This is a genomic window from Amycolatopsis marina, assembly GCF_900111885.1.
In the GTDB taxonomy this organism is placed as follows: domain Bacteria; phylum Actinomycetota; class Actinomycetes; order Mycobacteriales; family Pseudonocardiaceae; genus Amycolatopsis; species Amycolatopsis marina.
Genome location: NZ_FOKG01000002.1, coordinates 210,427 through 228,322, shown reverse-complemented (window position 1 = coordinate 228,322; position 17,896 = coordinate 210,427). Strand labels below are relative to the sequence as shown.

At 67.9% G+C, this 17,896-nt stretch carries 19 protein-coding genes; 7 read left to right on the top strand and 12 right to left on the bottom strand.

The window, feature by feature from the left end:
• Positions 1-90 precede the first annotated feature (90 nt).
• Complete coding sequence (locus BM199_RS05260) at positions 91-1,077, top strand: D-2-hydroxyacid dehydrogenase (protein WP_177242480.1); 987 nt, start codon at positions 91-93, stop codon at positions 1,075-1,077.
• An 8-nt stretch (positions 1,078-1,085) separates the two neighbouring features.
• Positions 1,086-2,498 (top strand): amidase, encoded by a 1,413-nt coding sequence (locus BM199_RS05255; RefSeq protein ID WP_091670357.1) that lies wholly within the window; start codon positions 1,086-1,088, stop codon positions 2,496-2,498.
• 181 nt (positions 2,499-2,679) lie between these two features.
• Here the strand turns inward: BM199_RS05255 and BM199_RS05250 are convergent, their stop codons facing one another.
• The 3 genes from BM199_RS05250 to BM199_RS05240 form a co-directional block, all read right to left on the bottom strand.
• The gene (locus BM199_RS05250) at positions 2,680-3,903 is read right to left on the bottom strand and encodes an MFS transporter (RefSeq protein WP_091670354.1); all 1,224 of its coding nucleotides are present in this window, start codon (positions 3,901-3,903) and stop codon (positions 2,680-2,682) included.
• Positions 3,900-4,415 carry an ArsR/SmtB family transcription factor gene (locus BM199_RS05245; RefSeq protein ID WP_281245665.1) on the bottom strand — a complete coding sequence of 172 codons (516 nt, stop codon included), beginning with the start codon at positions 4,413-4,415 and terminating at the stop codon, positions 3,900-3,902. The genes BM199_RS05250 and BM199_RS05245 overlap by 4 nt, the downstream gene beginning before the upstream one ends.
• 102 nt (positions 4,416-4,517) lie before the next feature.
• On the bottom strand, positions 4,518-4,928 hold the full coding sequence (locus tag BM199_RS05240) for a RidA family protein (RefSeq protein WP_091670352.1): 411 nt from the start codon (positions 4,926-4,928) through the stop codon (positions 4,518-4,520).
• An 80-nt stretch (positions 4,929-5,008) separates the two neighbouring features.
• On the opposite strand from BM199_RS05240, the gene BM199_RS05235 reads away from it, so the two are divergent.
• Positions 5,009-5,386: a winged helix-turn-helix transcriptional regulator gene (locus tag BM199_RS05235; RefSeq protein WP_091670349.1), complete on the top strand. Its 378-nt coding sequence runs from the start codon at positions 5,009-5,011 to the stop codon at positions 5,384-5,386.
• A gap of 11 nt (positions 5,387-5,397) precedes the next feature.
• Here BM199_RS05235 and BM199_RS05230 read toward each other — a convergent pair whose 3' ends face one another.
• Positions 5,398-6,762, bottom strand: a complete 1,365-nt coding sequence (locus BM199_RS05230) for a WS/DGAT/MGAT family O-acyltransferase (RefSeq protein WP_091670346.1) — start codon at positions 6,760-6,762, stop codon at positions 5,398-5,400.
• Positions 6,763-6,893: 131 nt separating this feature from the next.
• Between BM199_RS05230 and BM199_RS05225 the strand changes: the two genes are divergently transcribed.
• From BM199_RS05225 to BM199_RS05215, 3 genes are read left to right on the top strand one after another with little or no spacing between them, the layout of a single operon-like run.
• Positions 6,894-7,895 carry a glutathione S-transferase family protein gene (locus tag BM199_RS05225; protein WP_091670343.1) on the top strand — a complete coding sequence of 334 codons (1,002 nt, stop codon included), beginning with the start codon at positions 6,894-6,896 and terminating at the stop codon, positions 7,893-7,895.
• 45 nt (positions 7,896-7,940) lie between these two features.
• Complete coding sequence (locus BM199_RS05220; protein WP_091670340.1) at positions 7,941-9,584, top strand: thiamine pyrophosphate-binding protein; 1,644 nt, start codon at positions 7,941-7,943, stop codon at positions 9,582-9,584.
• 59 nt (positions 9,585-9,643) lie between these two features.
• Positions 9,644-10,051, top strand: a complete 408-nt coding sequence (locus BM199_RS05215; protein WP_091670338.1) for a CoA-binding protein — start codon at positions 9,644-9,646, stop codon at positions 10,049-10,051.
• Between the two features lie 12 nt (positions 10,052-10,063).
• Here the strand turns inward: BM199_RS05215 and BM199_RS33740 are convergent, their stop codons facing one another.
• Together BM199_RS33740 and BM199_RS05210 are read right to left on the bottom strand one after the other, a co-directional pair.
• Complete coding sequence (locus tag BM199_RS33740; RefSeq protein WP_177242479.1) at positions 10,064-10,219, bottom strand: hypothetical protein; 156 nt, start codon at positions 10,217-10,219, stop codon at positions 10,064-10,066.
• Positions 10,220-10,342: 123 nt separating this feature from the next.
• On the bottom strand, positions 10,343-11,344 hold the full coding sequence (locus BM199_RS05210) for a GlxA family transcriptional regulator (RefSeq protein ID WP_091670335.1): 1,002 nt from the start codon (positions 11,342-11,344) through the stop codon (positions 10,343-10,345).
• Between the two features lie 119 nt (positions 11,345-11,463).
• Here BM199_RS05210 and BM199_RS05205 point away from each other — a divergent pair, with 119 nt between their 5' ends.
• Positions 11,464-12,237, top strand: coding sequence for an NAD(P)H-dependent oxidoreductase (locus BM199_RS05205; RefSeq protein ID WP_218160290.1), 774 nt, complete (start codon positions 11,464-11,466; stop codon positions 12,235-12,237).
• 86 nt (positions 12,238-12,323) lie between these two features.
• Here the strand turns inward: BM199_RS05205 and BM199_RS33735 are convergent, their stop codons facing one another.
• Genes BM199_RS33735 through BM199_RS05175 form a run of 6 tightly spaced genes read right to left on the bottom strand, consistent with a single transcriptional unit; the run spans position 12,324 to position 17,812 of the window.
• Complete coding sequence (locus BM199_RS33735; RefSeq protein ID WP_177242478.1) at positions 12,324-13,112, bottom strand: inositol monophosphatase family protein; 789 nt, start codon at positions 13,110-13,112, stop codon at positions 12,324-12,326.
• Positions 13,109-13,903, bottom strand: a complete 795-nt coding sequence (locus BM199_RS05195; RefSeq protein ID WP_177242477.1) for an inositol monophosphatase family protein — start codon at positions 13,901-13,903, stop codon at positions 13,109-13,111. Before BM199_RS05195 ends, BM199_RS33735 begins: the two co-directional genes overlap by 4 nt.
• 1 nt (position 13,904) lies before the next feature.
• Positions 13,905-14,384: an NUDIX hydrolase gene (locus BM199_RS05190; protein ID WP_091670326.1), complete on the bottom strand. Its 480-nt coding sequence runs from the start codon at positions 14,382-14,384 to the stop codon at positions 13,905-13,907.
• Positions 14,381-15,586 (bottom strand): DegT/DnrJ/EryC1/StrS family aminotransferase, encoded by a 1,206-nt coding sequence (locus BM199_RS05185; protein ID WP_091670323.1) that lies wholly within the window; start codon positions 15,584-15,586, stop codon positions 14,381-14,383. The genes BM199_RS05190 and BM199_RS05185 overlap by 4 nt, the downstream gene beginning before the upstream one ends.
• Positions 15,583-16,755, bottom strand: coding sequence for an MFS transporter (locus BM199_RS05180; protein WP_091670320.1), 1,173 nt, complete (start codon positions 16,753-16,755; stop codon positions 15,583-15,585). Before BM199_RS05180 ends, BM199_RS05185 begins: the two co-directional genes overlap by 4 nt.
• Positions 16,748-17,812, bottom strand: a complete 1,065-nt coding sequence (locus tag BM199_RS05175) for an NAD-dependent epimerase/dehydratase family protein (protein WP_281245663.1) — start codon at positions 17,810-17,812, stop codon at positions 16,748-16,750. Before BM199_RS05175 ends, BM199_RS05180 begins: the two co-directional genes overlap by 8 nt.
• Positions 17,813-17,896: the final 84 nt, after the last annotated feature.

Sequence of the window (17,896 nt, the reverse complement as noted above, 5' to 3'; positions counted from 1 at the left end):
GGCTCAGCCTCCGGCCGATCTCTGAAGGAGTGCCTCCGGGGTGGCCCTCGGATTGTTGACAATCATACGACCGACTCATACCGTGTCAATGTGAGCGGCACGGAGACCCCGGTGCTGGCGGTGTTGTGTGGCGATCAACACCCTCCAGCCATGGGCAGCATCGAGCAAACGGCAGAAGTTCGTTACACCCGCGCCGACGGCCTCGCCGAGGCGCTACGCGGGGCAGACGCACTGTTCGTCTACGACTTCCTTTCCACCGCGGTCCCCGACGCGTGGCACGGAGCGGACAGGTTGCGCTGGCTGCACATCGCGAGCGCGGGCGTCGATCCGGTCCTTTTCCCCGAACTGCGTGACAGCGATGTGGTCCTCACCAATTCGCGTGGTGTGTTCGACGACCCGATCGCCGAGTACGTGCTCGGCGTGATCCTGGCCTTCGCGAAGGACTTCGCCGGATCGCTGCGGTTGCAGGACGAGGCCCGCTGGCAGCACAGGGAGACCGAGCGGATCTCCGGAACGCACGCACTGGTGATGGGCACCGGCCCGATCGGGCGTGCGATCGCCCGGATGCTGCGCGCCGCGGGCATGAAGGTGGCGGGCGTCGGGCGCAGGGCCCGTGAGGACGACCCCGACTTCGGCACGGTGCACGCTTCCGACCGGCTGGCCGAGCACCTTCCCGCGGCGGACTACGTGGTGGCCGTCGCCCCGCTGACCGAGCAGACCAAGGGCATCTTCAACGCGACTGCCTTCGCGGCGATGAAGCCGACAGCGCGGTTCGTCAACGTCGGCAGAGGCGAACTGGTGGTGACCGGCGACCTGATCGAGGCGCTCCGTTCCGGACAGCTCGCCGGCGCCGCGCTCGACGTCTTCGACACCGAACCACTGCCCGCGGACAATCCACTCTGGAGTATGCCGAACGTGCTGTTGTCGCCGCACATGTCGGGCGACTTCATCGGCTGGCGCAACACGCTGGTAGAGGTGTTCGCGGACAACTTCCGGCGATGGACCTCGGGTCTTCCGCTGCGCAACGTCGTCGACAAAACACTTGGCTACGTGCCGTCACCCCCGCAAGAGCGCTGAGGAGAAGAATGCCAGCCAACACCACCACCCTGCTGACGGCGAGCGAGCTCGTGGCCGCCTACTCGTCGGGGGAGGTGTCACCGGTAGAAGCTACGCAGGTCGCGCTGGACACGATCGCCGAGCGGGACGCGGAACTGAAGTCCTACTCGCTGGTCGACCCCGAGGTGGCACTCGACCAGGCGAAGGGCTCCGAGGAGCGCTGGCGCGAGGGCAACCCCATCGGCTGGCTCGACGGTGTGCCCAGCTCGATCAAGGACATGTTCCTCACACAGGGTTGGCCGACACTGCGGGGTTCGCGGTGCATCGACCCGGACCAGCCATGGGATGTCGACAGCCCGGTGACCGCGCGGATGCGGGAGAACGGGCTCGTGCTGCTCGGCAAGACCACCACCCCGGAGCTGGGCTGGAAGGCCGTCACCGACAGCCCGCTGGTGGGGGTCACCCGCAACCCGTGGGACCCCTCGCGCACGCCGGGTGGATCGAGCGGTGGCAGCGCGGCCGCCGTCGCGGCCGGGATGGGTGAGCTCTCGGTCGGAACCGACGGCGGCGGCTCGGTGCGGATTCCCGCGTCGTTCTGCGGAATCGTCGGCTTCAAGCCCACCGGCGGCCGGATCCCGCTGTTCCCGGCGAGCCCGTTCGGCGCGCTGGCGCACGCGGGCCCGATGGCTCGTTCCGTGGACGACGTCGCGCTGATGCTCGACGTGCTGGCCGCGCCCGATCATCGCGACCCGAACGCGCTTCCCCCGCCGCTGAGCGTGTACCGCGAGGCGGTGCGCCGGGACGCCCGCGGGCTGAACGTGGCGTACTCCGGCACGCTCGGCTACGTCGACGTCGACCCCGAGGTCGCGCGGATCGTGCTGTCCGTCGTGGCCGCGCTGAGCGAGGCCGGGCTGCAGATCGAGGAGACCGATCCGGGATTCAGCGATCCGCTGGACGCGTTCGACGTCCTCTGGTCGACGGGGGCGGCGAAGTGGCTGAACACCTTCCCCGAGGGCTCGGACGAGCTGGTCGATCCCGGCCTGCGCAAGGTCTGGGACAAGGGCATGACCTACTCGGCCGCCGACTACCTCGAGGCCAATGCGCAGCGGGCCGCTCTCGGGATCCACATGGGCGAGTTCCACACCCGCTACGACGTGCTGATCACCCCGACCGTGCCGATTCCGCCGTTCGAGGCAGGTCACGACGTGCCGCCGGGCAGTGGTGTGGAGAGCTGGCCGCAGTGGGCCCGGTTCAGCTACCCGTTCAACCTCACCATGCAGCCCGCGATCAGCGTGCCTGCCGGGTTCACGGCGAGCGGGCTCCCGGTCGGGCTGCAGATCGTCGGCCCGAGACATTCCGACGACCTGGTGCTCGCGGTGGCGAAGCTGGTCGAGGAGATCCGTCCCTGGCCCACCTCCCACCCCGCCGGCATCAAGCACTGATCACCCCGCCGACGCGGCACACCCCCAAAGCATGGAGTGCCTGCAAGTACCACCAAGCAAGATCATTACTGCGTTTTCCGCTACCAAGCCACGTCCCAAGCGGTCGGGCTTGGTAGCGGTTAGCGGTGATGTCGATCTTGCTTGGGGGTACTTGCAGACGTACCAACCTGGGTGCGGGAGGTTAGGGGACGGGGGCCGTGCTCGTGCGGGACAGGGTGCGAATGTCTTGGCAGAGCAGGGCTGCTCCGGTGGTCAGCACGATCAGGATCGCGCCGCCGGTCAGGGTGACCGCCGTGCCGAAGCGCTCGGCCAGCGGACCGGCGGCCACCTCGCCTGCCGGTAGCGCGATGAACGACCCGAGCATGTCGTAGGAGTACACGCGCGCGAGCCGGTCCTGCGGGATGTTCTCCTGCAGCGATACGTCCCACGCCACCACGAACTGTTCGATGGCGACCCCGGCCGTGAACATCGCGACCAGCAGCGGGATCACCGCGGGCGCCCAGGCCAGGGTGAGCATGGGAATCGCCTCGACCACGATCACGGCGACCCCGATCCGCAACAGGTGCCGCGGTCGCCAGCGGGCGGCGAGGAAGCCTCCGGCGAAGGCGCCCGCCGTCTGCGCCGCCAGCACGAACCCCCAGGCGCCGCGCCCGATGGTCTCGTCCGCGATGGCGGGTCCGAGCACGACCACACAGCCCGCGATCACCGCGTTGACCACCATGAACTGTGCGACCACCACCCACACCCATGTCCGGGCGGCGAACTCGCGCCATCCCTCGGCGAGTTCGGCCAGCGGCCGGGCGCGCTCCGTGCGGACGGCGACGGGCAGCCGGACCCCGCGATAGCATGCCGACGCGAGCAGGAACAGCGCGGCGTTGACGCCGATGGTCCAGCCGGAGCCCATTGCCGCCACGAGCACGCCACCCAGTGCGAGCCCGGTTATCCGGCCGGAGTTCGACCCGATCCGAACGAGAGCGTTGGCCTGGGTCAGCAGACTGCCAGGCACGGTCTGTGGCGTCAGCGACGCGGCCGCGGGCAGGGACAGCGCCGCGGCGGCACCGTTGACGAAGCTCAGCGCGACGAGTAGCGGGATCGTGGCGAATCCGGACAGGACACTCACCGCGATGGCTGCCTGGGTGACAGCGGCCAGCAATGTGGTGCCCTGCAGGATGAACGACCGCGGCAGACGATCGGCGAGCATGCCGCCGAGCAGGACGAGCAGCACGTTCGCCACGGAGCGCGCACCGACCACGATGCCGAGGTCCACAACGGACCCGGTGAGGTCGAGCACCACGAACGCCAGCGCGACCGGTGCGATCGCGTTGCCCAGCTCGGTGGCGGTGCGTCCACCGGTCAACGCGCGGAAGTTCCTGTGCCGCAGTGGTTCCGTAAGCCCCGCGCTCACCGGTTCTGGTCCATGGCGAACATCGCGATCGTGGTGCTGACGCGCCGGGTCCCCGGTGTACGCGGTGGTTTCGCTGCCTCGTGCAGTACCCGGCTCAGCTCCCTCGCCTGATCGAGGCAGTGTTGCCAGACCCGGGGATCCACCCACAACTCCGCGTCGGTCGTGGCGCCGGAACCGGGCAGCCGGTACGCGGTCCGCCTGCGCAGTTCCGCACCCAGTACCGCGGCGAGCAGCTGCTCCTCCTCCTGGTCGTGCGTGTGCATACCGCCTCCGCTGTCCGGATCATGGCGGTAGCGCTTGGCCCTGCCACCTCGGATCGAGACCTCCTCCGCGATGTACAGCATTCCGGCGTCCTGCAGTCTGCGGAGGTGATAGCTGACGTTCGGCTGACTGTCGCCGAGTTCGCGGGCGACCTCGGCGGCACTCATGGCGGCGCCGGTGAGCAGCGAGAGGATGCGCATCCGCAGTGGATGCGCCAGGACACGCAGCTTGCTCAGTTCGGGATTGTGCACGCCGGGGAGTGTCCAGAGCGCCGGCGCATGCTGTCAAACATCTCTTTGGGGGTCACGGCGGCCCCACGTTCACCGGAACGCGGGGCCGCCTGAGTTGGTCGGTCAGTCGAGGACGGCGAACGCCTCGACCTCGACGAGCACGTCAGGCTCGAACAGGTAGTCGATGCCGATGAGCGACAGGGGCGGCAACGGCCGTGGAATCCCGAGCTCGTCGGCAGCGCGTTCGACGCCCGCCATGAAGGCGTCCGCTTTCTCGGGGCTCCACCGTGTGACGAAGAACCGCAGACGCACGACATCGGCGAAGCTCGCGCCTGCGCCGTTCAGACCGAGCGCGGTGTTGTGCAGGGCCTGCACGACCTGACCGGTGAGGTCACCCGTCGCGACGGGATTTCCCTTGGCGTCGCGGGCGATCTGGCCGGCCACGTGTACCTGCCGAGTGCCCGTGCCGATCGCGACATGGTGGTAGGGAACGGGCTGGAACATGCCCTCAGGAGTCAACAACTGCACGGTCATGACGTGCCCTTCGCTTGTCGGACTTCAGGTATCCAACGTCTACCTGGTATACGAAGGGAACTTCAACGATACTAGGTTTCGTGCCGGAAACCGCCCACCCCACAGCCGACGGTCCACAGATCACCGCGTCGCATCGTGAACTGCTCGACCAGGTGCTCGACAAGTGGTCGCTGCAGGTGCTCGACGCGCTGTGCGAGCGCCCCTCGCGTTTCAACGAGCTACGCCGGGCGATCCCCGCCGTGACGCAGAAGTCGCTGACGGCGACGCTGCGGCGCCTCGAGCGCAACGGAATGGTCGAGCGTGTCATCGTGAGTTCGCGACCGCTCGCCGTGGAGTACCGCATCACGCCGCTCGGAACGACGCTGCAGGACCTCATCGACGCACTCCTGCGCTGGACCACCGTCACCATGCCCGACGTCGAACGCGCACGCGCGCGGTTCGACGACCAGGAGGCCTGACCGGCAGGCCGCTACTTGGTCGCGGCCTCCAGTTCGGACAGCGCCGTGTCCAGGTGGGTGAGGATGCGCTGCAGGTGGGGCACGCTGCGCCTGCAGCCGGTGATGCCGAAGTCGAGGTTGTCCCCGTTGCTGGTGAGGGTGATGTTCAGCGCCTGGCCGTCGAGCAGCACCGAGGCCGGGTAGACGCCGTCGAGCTGGGCGCCGTTCCAGTACATCTGCTTACGTGGGCCGGGCACATTGGAGATGACGACGTTGAACGGCGGCGGGGTGTGCCCGACGAAGCCGGGTATGGGGGACGCTCCGAGCGCGGCGACGTTGACCCCGGACAGCAGCAGCGTCTGCAGTGGAGTGAGTTCCTTGAAGATCCGCTTGCCGTCGCGCATGGACCGCTGGATCACGGCCAGCCGTGCGGCGGGATCGGACTGGTCGGTGCCGAGATTGCACAGCAGTGCGCCGATGTTGTTGCCCGAAGCCTCCCTTGCGTCGGACTTGCCCCGCAGTGACACGGGCACCATCGCGATCAGTGGTGCGTCGGGCAGTGCCCGCTGCTCGATGAGGTAGTCCCGGAGCGCGCCGGAACACATCGCCAGCACGACGTCGTTGCGCGATGCTCCGGACGCGGTTGCGATGGCCCGCACCCGTTCCAGCGGCCAGGACTGGGCGGCGAACCGCCGAGCCCCGCCGATCGGCACGTTCAACATCGTCTTAGGCGCCTGCAAAGGCAGTGTGAGCCGCTGCTCCCGTACCGCCTCGTTCGCCACTCGTGCCGCGGCGGGCGCGAGACCGGCGAGCTGGCTGAGTGAGCTTCCCGCCGTGGAGAACAGGGAACGGGGGTTGCGCGCGGGGCGGGCTCGCTGGGGGGCGCGCGAGCCCCACGGCGGTGGGCAGTCGCGCGCGTCGGGGTCCTCGGACAGGGTGTTCTGCAGGTGCCGCAGCGCCGAGACGCCGTCCAGCAACGCGTGGTGGATCTTGCTGTACATGGCGAACCGGCCGTCCTGCAGGCCCTCCACCAGGTGGATCTCCCACAGTGGACGGTGCCGGTCGAGCAATGTGCTGTGCCAGCGGGAGGTCAGTTCGAGCAGTTCGCGAATCCGGCCGGGTTGTGGCAGCGCCGAGTGGCGGAAGTGGTAGTCGAGGTCGAGTTCGCTGTCGTCGGACCATGCCACATGACCGAGGGTGTTCACCGGTTTGGCGGGCCTGCGCCGGAAGATGCTGCGAACGTTGGAGTTCTCCAGCAGGTCGTGACGGAGGGTGCTGAGGTAGTCCGGCCCCGCCCCTTCGGGTTTCCGGAACAGCTGCAGGCCGCCGACGTGCATCGGATGTTCGCGTGTCTCGACGAGCAGGAACATCGAGTCGGTCACGGGCATCATCGGCATGGGGATACCACCTCTGTCGTCTCGTCACGGCAGCGTCCTGTCCGACACGGCAAGAACACGTTCCCGATCGCGTCGAGTGGCCGAGTCTACGCACACTGCCACGAAAGGGGACAGGCACTAATCTGGACGGCATGGCGATTCCGACAGACCCGGAAACCGGGGAGTTCGTCCGCTCCGCCAATCATTTCGACGCCCGCATCACCGCGGACGGCTCGTCCGGCTGGCCGGTCGAGCCCGGCCGTTACCGCCTCGTGGTGAGCAGGGCCTGTCCGTGGGCCAGCCGTGGCCTCGTCGTGCGGCGACTGCTCGGTCTGGAGGACGCCGTCTCCCTCGCGGTGGCCGACCCGATCCAGGACGAGCGGAGCTGGCGCTTCACCCTCGATCCTGGCGCGGTGGATCCGGTGCTCGGCATCGAGTTCCTTTCCGAGGCCTACTACGCGGCCGACCCGGACTACGACGGCGGGATCAGCGTTCCGGCCGTGGTCGACGTCCCGAGCGGGGAGCTGGTGACCAACGACTATCCGCAGATCACCCTCGATCTGTCCACCGAGTGGGGCGCGTACCACAGGGACGGCGCGCCGGACCTCTATCCGCAACGGCACCGCGGCGAGATCGACGAGATCAACCGGCAGGTGTATGCCGACGTCAACGCGGCGGTGTACGAGGCCGGTTTCGCCTCGAAACAGGCCGCGTACGACGACGCCTACAGCCGGCTGTTCGCCCGGCTGGACGCGCTTGAGAAGCGCCTGGCCACCCGCCGTTACCTCGTCGGCGAGACGATCACCGAAGCGGACATCCGGCTCTTCACCACACTTGTCCGGTTCGATCCGGTCTACCACGGACACTTCAAGTGCAACCGGAACAAACTGGCCGAGATGCCCGTGCTGTGGGCTTACGCGCGTGACCTCTTCCAGACGCCGGGGTTCGGCGACACCGTCGACTTCGACCACATCAAGCGGCATTACTACCAGGTCCACGACGGGATCAACCCGACCCGCATCGTCCCGAACGGACCGGACCTCTCGTTGTGGGCGACGCCGCATCACCGGGAGGAACTGGGCGGCAGGCCGTTCGGAGAGGGCACGGCACCCGGCCCGCCGCCATCGGCCGAGGTGCTGCCCGCACAGTGGTGACGGCCGCCGTGGCCGGTCCCTGAGCGATTTCGTTAGGCTGGACGGGTGCCGGAAACCGGAGCGCAGCGTTTTGCCGACGCGCTGGCCGATCTCGGCGTCGACGTCACGTTCGGCCTTCCAGGTGTCCACAACCTGCCGATCTGGGAATCTCTGGGCACCGCGGGGATCCGGCTGGTCGGCGTACGCCACGAGCAGGCCGCCGGATACGCGGCCGACGGCTATGCCCGTGCCAGCGGCAAGCTGGGAGTCGCGCTGGTCACCACGGGTCCCGGCGCGGCCAACACCATCGGCGCGGTGGGGGAGGCGATGGCATCGGCGTCGCCGGTACTGATCGTCGCCACCGACATTCCCTCGTCCCTGCGCAGACCCGGGGTGGTGCGGGGCGTGTTGCACGAGTCCAGTGACCAGCGGGCAATGTTCGCCCCCGTCACGAAAGCGGCTCTCACCGTGCCGTCTCCGGACGAGATCGCGCCCGCACTGCTGCACGCGGGCAGGACGGCGATGGCTCCGCAGAGTGGCCCCGTCTACCTGGGCATCCCGGCGGATTTTCTGCGGCAGCGGGCAGGGCGCGGGCCGGAGCAGGGCGGGACGGAACTCATACCCGCGGTGGACACAGGCGCGTTCGAGCGGGCTCGCGCTCTGTTGTCCGAGGCCGCGCGTCCACTCATCTGGGCCGGTGGTGGCGCCCTGCGCTCGGGAGCGGGAGCAGCGATCGGGAACCTCGCCGAACGGCTTGCCGCGCCGGTGGTGACCACGTTCGCGGCCCGTGGCCTGCTGCCTCCCGGACATCCGTGCCTCGCCGCCGATCCGGTACACGTCCCCGAGGTCGGCGAACTCTGGGACGAGGCCGACGTGGTACTGGGCATCGGCACGGACTTCGACGGCCTGATGACCCAGAACTGGCTGATGCCCCAGCCGCCCGCGATGATCGCGGTGAACGTGAACGCCGCCGACGCCGCGAAGAACTACCGCCCCGACGTGACCCTTGTCGGAGATGCGCTCGCCGTGACCGAGGGCCTGCTGACCGGCCTGGCGCAGCGACGGGGGCTCGACCGGCTCAGTACCCGGCTGGACCGGATCGAGCACCGCGTCCGGCGGCGGGTGCGGGCTGAGGAACCGCAGGCTGCCGAACTGCTGTCCGCACTGCGCGAAACCCTGCCGGACGGCGCGATACTCGTGGCGGACATGTGCGTCGCCGGATACTGGATCGGTGGCTTCCACCGCGTATCCGCGCCCCGCAAGCTCGTGTACCCGATGGGCTGGGGCACCCTCGGGTTCGCATTTCCCGCGGCGATGGGCGCGGCCGCGGCAGGTATGGGACGTGCCGTGTGCGTGTGCGGCGACGGTGGTTTTCTTTATGCGTGCGCGGAGTTGGCCACGCTGGTCCAGGAGACCCTGCCCGTCACAACGATCATCGTGGACGACGGTGGATACGGAATGTTGCGCTATGACCAGGAACAGGCGGGACTGCCTGCTCGCGGGGTCGACCTGGTGACGCCGGACTTCGTGGGACTCGCGCGGTCGTTCGGCGTCAGGGCCGACCGTGTCGACGGCTTCGGCAGGGCCTTCCGGCGGCGACTGCGGGAGTTCAGCCGGGCGGACGAGCCCACCGTGCTGGTGGTGCGGGCTCGGCTGCGCCCGCCGCTGAACACCTCACCCCGGTGGTACCGAGTCGGTACCGAGAATTGACCAACGACGGCAGGGGTCCACAGTGGAGATCGCACCCCGTCCAACGGAAGGAACCCGCTATGAATGAGACAGCCGAACGAATTCTGCGACAGTACCGCACGATCGCGGTGGTCGGCCTGAGCACGAATCCGGACAAGGCCGCCCACTCGGTGCCCGCGGCGATGCAGGCCGCGGGTTTCCGGGTGATCCCGGTTCATCCCGGCGCCGAGGAAATTCTCGGCGAACGCGCCTATCGTTCGCTGGCCGATGTGCCGGAGCCGGTCGAGGTGGTCGAGGTTTTCCGGCCGTCGCCCGAGGCCGCGGACGTCGCGCGGCAGGCCGTCCAGGTCGGGGCGAAGGCGCTGTGGCTGCAGCAGGGCATCGCCTCGGCCGAGGCGCGCGCCATCGCCGAGGAGGCAGGTCTGGACTATGTCGAGGACATCTGCATGGCCGTGGTCCGTTCGATCGCCCAGATCAGAAAGGACTGACTCCCACTCAGCTCAGGTGAAGATGTTCTGGACGAACGTGAGGATGGAGTCCGCCGCGTCTCGCAGACCGCCGAGGAGCGACTGCACCAGCGCTGCGGACTGTGTCGGCTGAGAGATCAGAAAGAACAGCAGCAGCGCGACCACGGCGATGGTCAGAACCTTCTTCATGGCCTCTCCTGATCGACTTGGGTATCCAGTTGGCTACCCAGCGCAGTGGTGTTCTATTCGCGCTGATTCTAGCGCTGTGCGCGGGACAGCGGGTGACCCGTCCCCGCAGCGCGTCCACATAGATCATGCGACTGAGACAGTCACCGGGCCGCGGAAGGTTTCCCGGTAGGCGGTCGGGGAGACCCCGAGGGTCGACTGCAGGTGCTGGCGTAGTGAGGCGGCGGTGCCGAAGCCCGCGTCCGCCGCGATCCGGTCGACGGAAAGATCGGTTTCCTCCAGTAGTTGGCGCGCCCGTTCGACTCGTTGCTGGGTCAGCCATTGCAGCGGCGAAATCCCAGTCTCCGTCCGGAACCTGCGGGTGAAGGTGCGCACACTCATCGACTCCTTGGCCGCGAGTTCGCGCAGCGTCAGCGGCCGCTCCAGGTTTTCGAGTGCCCACTGGCGCGCCGTCGCGGTAGAGGAATGCCCGCATTCGGGCACCGGACGCCGGATGAACTGTGCCTGACCGCCTTCGCGGTGCGGCGGGACGACTGTCCCCCGAGCCACCTCGTTGGCGACGGCGGAACCGTGGTCGCGCCGGATCATGTGCAGGCACAGGTCGATTCCAGAGGCGACTCCCGCGGCGGTGAGCACCTCGCCGTCGTCGGTGTAGAGCACATCCGGGTCGAGTCGCACCGACGGATGCAGTTGGCGAAACTGGTCGGCCGACCGCCAATGGGTGGTCGCGGTCCTGCCGTCCAACAGCCCGGCCGCCGCCAGCACGAACGATCCCGTGCAGATCGAGGCGATCCGGGTACCGGGCCGGACCAGTGCGAACGCGGCGGCGAGCGGTGCGCTCAGTGTGCCGTCCAGCGTCGGCTCGTAGTCCTCGTCGGAGGCCGGAACGACCACGGTATGCGCCTCGGCGAGGATCTCCGGGCCGTGCGCGACGTTGATGGTGATGTCGGCGTCGGTGCGCACCTCCCCGGGCGTCAACGCACAGGTGCGGACCTCGTACAGCGGTTCGCCGCCCGCGGAGCGGGCCTGGCTGAAGAGTCGCTGCACGATGCCCATCTCCATCGGCAGGAGTCCGTCGCGGACAAGGACGGCGACCGCGTGCCGCTCGGGGTGTTCGAAAAGCGCCATGGCTCGATTCTTTCATATATTGGCCATCAGGCCACTCGTGTCGGCCGTACCGGGGGCGCATGCTCGAACCGAGCGGCGCGGAACAGGTCCGGCCGCCCCCTTTGGAGAGGTGTGTCCCAGTGCAGGTGTTGTGGATTTTCGCTCACCCGGAACAGCGTTCGCTGAACGCGGCGTTGCGCGACGAAGGCGTACGTTCGCTGCGGGAACTCGGCCACCAGGTCGAGACGTCCGACTTGTACGCGATGGGCTGGAATCCGGTGGTGACTGCCGAGGACTTCGCGCACGATCCAGCTGACCGGTTGGTCGTGGGTGCGGAATCCAAGCGCGCCTTCGTCTCCGGGCGGCTCAGTGCGGATGTTCAGGCCGAACAGGACAAACTTCGCCGGGCGGACGCGGTGATCATCCAGTTTCCCCTGTGGTGGTACGGGATGCCCGCGATCCTGAAAGGATGGTTCGACCGGGTCTTCGTCAAGGGATTCGCGTACGGAGTCATGGACCCCGACTCCGGGCGGACGTTGCGGTACGGCGAGGGAGCGCTGGCCGGAAAGCGGGCGATGGTCGTGCTGACCGCGGGCGCCCGGGAAACGAGCATGGGACCGCGCGGGGTGAACGGGGAGACCAACGACCTGCTGTTCTCACTCCAGCACGGCACGCTGTGGTACAGCGGAATGTCGGTATTGCCGCCCGTCGTGGTGCACGGCGCGGACCGGGTGTCCGAAGACGCTTACGAGGTGGCTGCCAAGGAACTGCGTGCCCGGCTCGGCTCACTGCAGGACGAGGAGCCACTTCCGTTCCGGTACCAGAACGGCGGCGACTACGACGAGGATCTGGTGCTGCGCCCGGGTCTCGCCGCGGGCCGGGAGGGGCTCGCCGTGCACTACTCGTGGGAATAAGGCGGCGAGCGGATTGGCCAGTGGTGCCATCACCGGGGCGGTGCCCACACCGGAGCGCTCGCCCGTTCCCCCTTGCTCCCGCAGTGTCACTGCTGGACGGCCGTGGCGTCAGGGAGCAGCATCCGGTCCAGTTCGGCGGCGAGCGACGGTGTGCTCGCCACGACTCCGGTGTCGCGAATGGTCCAGCCGCCACCACCATAGTTGCGCAGCACACCACCCGCTTCCGTGAGCACAAGACTGCCCGCCGCGTGATCGACCGGTGTGCTTCCGCAGTCGACCAGGCACGACAGCCTGCCACGGGCGATGTTGCACAGGTCCAGTGCCGGTGCGAAGTTCACCACCACTCGGCGAAACCGGGAGCCGAGGATCCGCAGCGCTCGCAGACTCTCCCGCTCCAGTGCGGGCTCGAAGGAATAGGCGGTCGCGGCCATGGCTTCGGCGGCCGCCGCCGCGGAACCGGCGTGGATCGGGGATCCGTTCAGCCGCGCGCCGCTGCCGCGCTCCGCGGTGAAGAAGTCTCCCGTGACGGGGTTGTGCACGACAGCGGTGATCACCTCGCCGGCCTGAACGAGGGCTATCGATACGGAGAAGTACGGGTTGCCGGTGAGGTAGTTCGCCGTGCCGTCGAGCGGATCCACGTACCACGTGAACGACGAACCGGTGGATCGCCGCCCGCTCTCCTCTGCCTCATGGGAGAAGTCCGGAAAGTCCTGCCGCAGACGGGACAGACACACCTGTTCGGCCGCATGATCCATCGGCGTGACGACATCCTTGTCGCCCTTGGGGGCGGACGTGGTGCCTTCGGTGAACCGGGCCGCGAGCACCGTGCCCGCTGCGGATGCGGCCGCGATGGCGGTGTCGAGGTAGCTCCTCACGGGGGCAGCACCTCCAGTATGGGGCGGTGCAGTCGTGGTGCCGCTGCGAGCACGGTGTAGACGTGCGCGCGTTTGGTCGCCGGCGCGTCGTAGTCCAGCGGCGTGCCGTGGATGTCGGTGAAGCGCCCTCCGGCTTCCTCGACCAGGATCTGCGGGGCGACGCAGTCCCAGATCCGGCAGTTCCGGTGCAGAAAGGCGCCGTAGACACCAGTGGCGACCATGACCGCGTCGAAGACGCTGTTGCTCATGCGCAATCCTTGGCAGTGCGCCGAAACTGCCCGCAGGCTGGCGAAGTCCTGATGCGTCCGGGTCGTGCCGTGCACGTCGACGCCGTAGGCGACCAACGCCGTGGAAAGGTCTTGACCGTGGTCCGGAGCCAGTGCTGCTCCGTTGCGGATCACACCGGAACCGCTTTCGGCCAGGTAGACCTCGCCGAATGCGGGCAGCGCCACACCGCCCGCCACTGGCGTACCGCCACGGAGCACACCGATCATCACCCCGTACAGGGGGCTGCCCGCGGCGAAATTGGCGCTGCCGTCGATCGGATCCACGACCCACGTGATCGCCGAGGTGCCGCGAACGTCGCCGTCCTCCTCGTTGATCACTCCGTCTGCGGGGAAGACCCTGGTGATCTCGGTGATGATCGAGCGGCCGATCGCGAGGTCTGCCTCGGTGACGACCTGATCGGCGTCATCGTCCTTGTATCCGGGGACAACCTTGCCGAAGAAGCCGAGTGCGGCGTCGGCCGCCGCCGACAGCGTGGTCTCGAGAAAGGAAAGGTATTCGGCCACGTCATCCACTCCTCTGTGGAGTGGGCCGATGGGTCACGAGACCCAGGTAACGTTCCACGATGGGCTTTTCGGGGGCGAGGATGTCCGCGGGAAGTTCTGTCGGTTCGAAGAACCTCACCTCGCCGACCTCGGTGTGGTCCGGCTCGATCTCGCCCGTACTCGGTCGGGCCGTGTAAGCGACGGTCACGTTGAACACCTCGTCGCCGTGCGGGTAGCGATAGTAGTACTCCGGGCCGGAGAACACGCCGAGTAGTTCGAGCTTGTCGATCTCGAGGCCGATCTCCTCGCGGACCTCCCTGCGTCCTGTGTCCTCAAAGGACTCGCCAGGGTCCATGAAGCCGCCGGGCAGGCCCCAGTCGCCGGTGTCGGTGCGCCTGACCAGAAGTATCCGGCCGGCGTCGTCGACCAGCACCACCGAGGTGCCCGGCAGGATGAGCGGACGACTGCCGACCAGTCGCCGTAGTTCCGCGATGTAGTTCATACCGGAGATGACTCCCTACGAGTCCCAGGCTGGGGCAGTCGAGCGATAATGGCAGCCGAGTGTTCGTACGCCGCCTCGACAGCTTCGCAGACCTGATCCACGTCGGCGTCGCCCATATGCGCGAACAACGGGAGCGTCAGCGCCCGACCTGCCAGGTACTCGGTACCAGGCAGGTCGAGCCGCGGCGGGTGCTCTCGGTAGGCGCGCTGCCTGTGTAGTGGCGGATCGAAGTACGCTCGGGTGCTGATCCTTTCCGCTCGTAGGACGGCCGCGAGATCCGTCCTGCTGAGTCCGAAATCGGCGGGATCGACGAGGATGACGAAATCCTTGAACGTCGTCTGCCCCACGGTCTCCGGAAAGGCGATCCCGTTCAGCTGAGCGAGTCGTTCCCGGTAGCGTTCGGCCAGTCCACGTCTACGGTCCAGCACCTCGGGGAGGTGGCGGAGATTGTGTGTGCCCAGCAGTGCGGGGATTTCGCCCATCCTGCCGTTCAGGCCGGTGAACCTGCTGTCGTAGTCACCGGGATTGCCGTACTCCCTGGCCACCCGCAGTTCGGCGGCCAGACCGGCATCGTTGGTGGAGATCAGGCCGCCCTCTCCGGTGGTGAGCGGTTTGGTCGGGCTCAGGCTAAACACCTCGGCCGTTCCGCGGCCACCGACCGGTCGTCCGTCTCGATAGCGGGAGCCGAAGGCGTGCGCCGAGTCGAGCACCAACGGGACCCCGTGTCCGCCGGTTAGTACCTCGAGGTTGTCGACGTCGCACGGAGAGCCGAATGTGTGCACACCGAGGACCACGGCGGTCTTTGCCGTGGTCGCCTGCGCGACCGAGCGCGGCGAAAGCGTGCAGGTGCGCGGGTCGGAGTCGGCCCAGACGGGCTCCAGCCCGTTCCATACCGCCGCGTGGCCGGTTGCCATGAAGGTGAAGCTCGGCAGTACGGCCTGTCCACGGATGCCGAGACATTTGAGCACGAGCAGGAGCCCTGTGGTGCAGTTGCTGACCGCGACGACCTGCTCGACCTCGAGGAAGTCGGCCACCGCTCGCTCGAACTTCGCCACCTCGCGGCCGTTGGTGAGCATTCCGGACCCCAGGACGTCGTGGATTTCGCCCAGTAGCGTGGTGTCGGTGTGCAGTGTCGGCCGGGCGACCGGCAGGTCGTCGGTGCGAACAGGAACTCCGCCCAGGATCGCCGGAGATCTGGTCATCGGGGAAACACATCCTTCTCTCGGTCAGGAGATGCGTGGCGGGAAGGTGTTCTCTGTGTGGCGACGGAGTGCGCGGTCCGCGCGCCGTTCGCGGTGAGCACCGACAACAGCAGCAACGACAACAGGATCCCGACAGCCAGCGGGACGCCGGCGTGCGTGGGAACGGTGCGTCGGAAAAGGTCTGCGAGGATCGGGAACACCGCGGCGCCCGAGAGCGAGCACAACAGCACCAGTCGTGTGGTGCCGAGCGGTGCCGCGCCCAGTGTGGCCAGGGTGGCCAGCAGTGTGGGTAGCAATGGTCCGGCGAACAACCCCACCACAGCACACCCCGCGAGCGCGGTGGCCGGGTGTGCCAGCAACAGGCAACCGCCTCCTGCCCCCGCTGCCGCCATCGTGATCAGGCGGGTCGGGGGTACCCGATGTCCTACCGCTGCCGCGATGAGCCTGCCGATGGCCATCGCACCCCAGAAGCAGCTCATGTACAGCCCGACCGAGGATATTTCCAGCGAGCCGAGATGCTGGGGGAGCAGCCCACCCGCGACGTTCTCCACGCCCCCGTAACAGAACGCGGCGAAGAGCAGGATACCGAGCACAAACCGGTTTACGGTGCCCATGTCGGTCGCAGGGGCTACGGATGCCACCGGTGCCCGCGTGGCAGCGGGCCATCCCAGCACGAGCACCAGTGCGACGACGGCGGGCAGTGCCCACCAGGAACCGCCGCTGGTCTGGCTGGCGATGTAGGGGCCCGAGACGGCGCCGATGCCGAACAGTCCGTTGCCGAAGTTGGTGCGCCGGACCGCGTCCCCGCCGGTCGCCGCCGCCGCGTTGAGCAGCACGGCCAGCGCACCGAAGCCGGCACCGGCGACGAACGTCGCCGCGGGCACGAGAGCGAAGGGAGCAGCGACGATGCTCAGCGCGCCGGTAGCGGTCGCGACTACGGCACCGCCGAGGAGGATGCGATGCGGGAGCAGCCTGCGCGGCAGCCAGCAGACCAGGACACCGGCGGCGCTGCCCGCACTGAAACAGGCGAGCAGGTACGGCAGGGAATCCGGCCGGGCCCAACGATCGCTGCCCAGCCGGGTCAGTGCGACGGCCAGCCCGCCCTGGAGCAGCCCGATCGCGAGGAACAGGACGAAGACCCCGGTCGTGCCGCGTCTGCGGTCAGCCACCGTAGAACACCAAATGTGGCCAGCTCCCCTTGGCCCTGACGACTGCTCCAGGGGCGCGTGCACCCACCGATGCCAGTACGAGTTCGTGATCGCTGTAACGCAGATCGGTGAAGTCGTGGTATTCGCCAGAGTTGATCGCGCTGACGAGTTCCCGCACTCCCGTGGCCACACTCCGGCTCGCGGTGAAGCCGAGTTCCTCGTGGATCGCGGAGAAGTCCACCCGATAGTCCCGAAGGTCCTTCGACCCTTCTTCGACCACGACGGCCGCGCCTCCTGCTGCTTTCGCGATGATCGCGCCGACGTCGAGCAGCCGATAGTTCTCGCGGTCCGATCCGCAGTTGTATATGCGCGGTCTGCTCCCCGGGGTCGTGCCGGTGACGGCCAGGAGCACCGCCTGTGCGGCGTCGCGAACGTGCAGGAACGGCCGCCACTGCTCGCCACCGTGCACCGTGAGCCTGCCGGTCAGCGCTGCGTGGGCCGTCATGACGTTGACCGCCAGGTCGAAGCGCATTCGGGGAGAAAGGCCGTGCAGTGTGGCGAAGCGCAGGATTACCGGTGCGCACCCGTGGTCCCGCTGTGACAGAAGATGGTGTTCGGCATGAATCTTCGTTTCCGCGTACACGGACTGCGGGTGCAGGGGGGTTCCGGTGTTGGCGGGACCGCGGGAAGAGGCACCGTAGTTGCTGCATGTCGAGGCGAAGACGAACCGCCCGACCCCTTCGGCCCGGCACGCCTCCGCGAGGTGCACGGTCGCGAGGTAGTTGGTCTCCCAAGCGAGATCGTGGTCGACGGCACAGGCCGGGTCACCGACAATCGCGGCGAGATGAACGACAGCGTCCACACCACGCAACGCGGCCCTCCAGTCGTCGACGTCGCGGACGTCGGCCTGGATGTGGGATACCCCTCTTCCGGGCACGAAAACAGACGAGGTCAGGCCGTTGTCGATGGTTCGGACCGCACATCCTCTGTTCGCCAGTTCTCGGGTGAGCACGGACCCGAGGTAGCCTCGACCACCGGTGATCAGGACAGTTCTTCCCGAAAGATCAATATGGGACACCGAAACCCCCAGAGTCTTATTGGCGCTGCCAACAAATGCGCGTGCTGGAAAACTCGTGCTGTACAAACATGCCGCAGGACGCTT

Excerpts from the sequence above, each read along its gene's own strand:
- BM199_RS05255 (WP_091670357.1), top strand. The coding sequence starts at position 1,086 with ATGCCAGCCAACACCACCACCCTGCTGACGGCGAGCGAGCTCGTGGCC.
- BM199_RS05240 (WP_091670352.1), bottom strand. The coding sequence starts at position 4,928 with ATGACCGTGCAGTTGTTGACTCCTGAGGGCATGTTCCAGCCCGTTCCC.
- BM199_RS05190 (WP_091670326.1), bottom strand. The coding sequence starts at position 14,384 with ATGAACTACATCGCGGAACTACGGCGACTGGTCGGCAGTCGTCCGCTC.
- BM199_RS05185 (WP_091670323.1), bottom strand. The coding sequence starts at position 15,586 with ATGACCAGATCTCCGGCGATCCTGGGCGGAGTTCCTGTTCGCACCGAC.
- BM199_RS05225 (WP_091670343.1), top strand. The coding sequence starts at position 6,894 with ATGGCGATTCCGACAGACCCGGAAACCGGGGAGTTCGTCCGCTCCGCC.
- BM199_RS05230 (WP_091670346.1), bottom strand. The coding sequence starts at position 6,762 with ATGCCGATGATGCCCGTGACCGACTCGATGTTCCTGCTCGTCGAGACA.
- BM199_RS05215 (WP_091670338.1), top strand. The coding sequence starts at position 9,644 with ATGAATGAGACAGCCGAACGAATTCTGCGACAGTACCGCACGATCGCG.
- BM199_RS05210 (WP_091670335.1), bottom strand. The coding sequence starts at position 11,344 with ATGGCGCTTTTCGAACACCCCGAGCGGCACGCGGTCGCCGTCCTTGTC.
- BM199_RS33740 (WP_177242479.1), bottom strand. The coding sequence starts at position 10,219 with ATGAAGAAGGTTCTGACCATCGCCGTGGTCGCGCTGCTGCTGTTCTTT.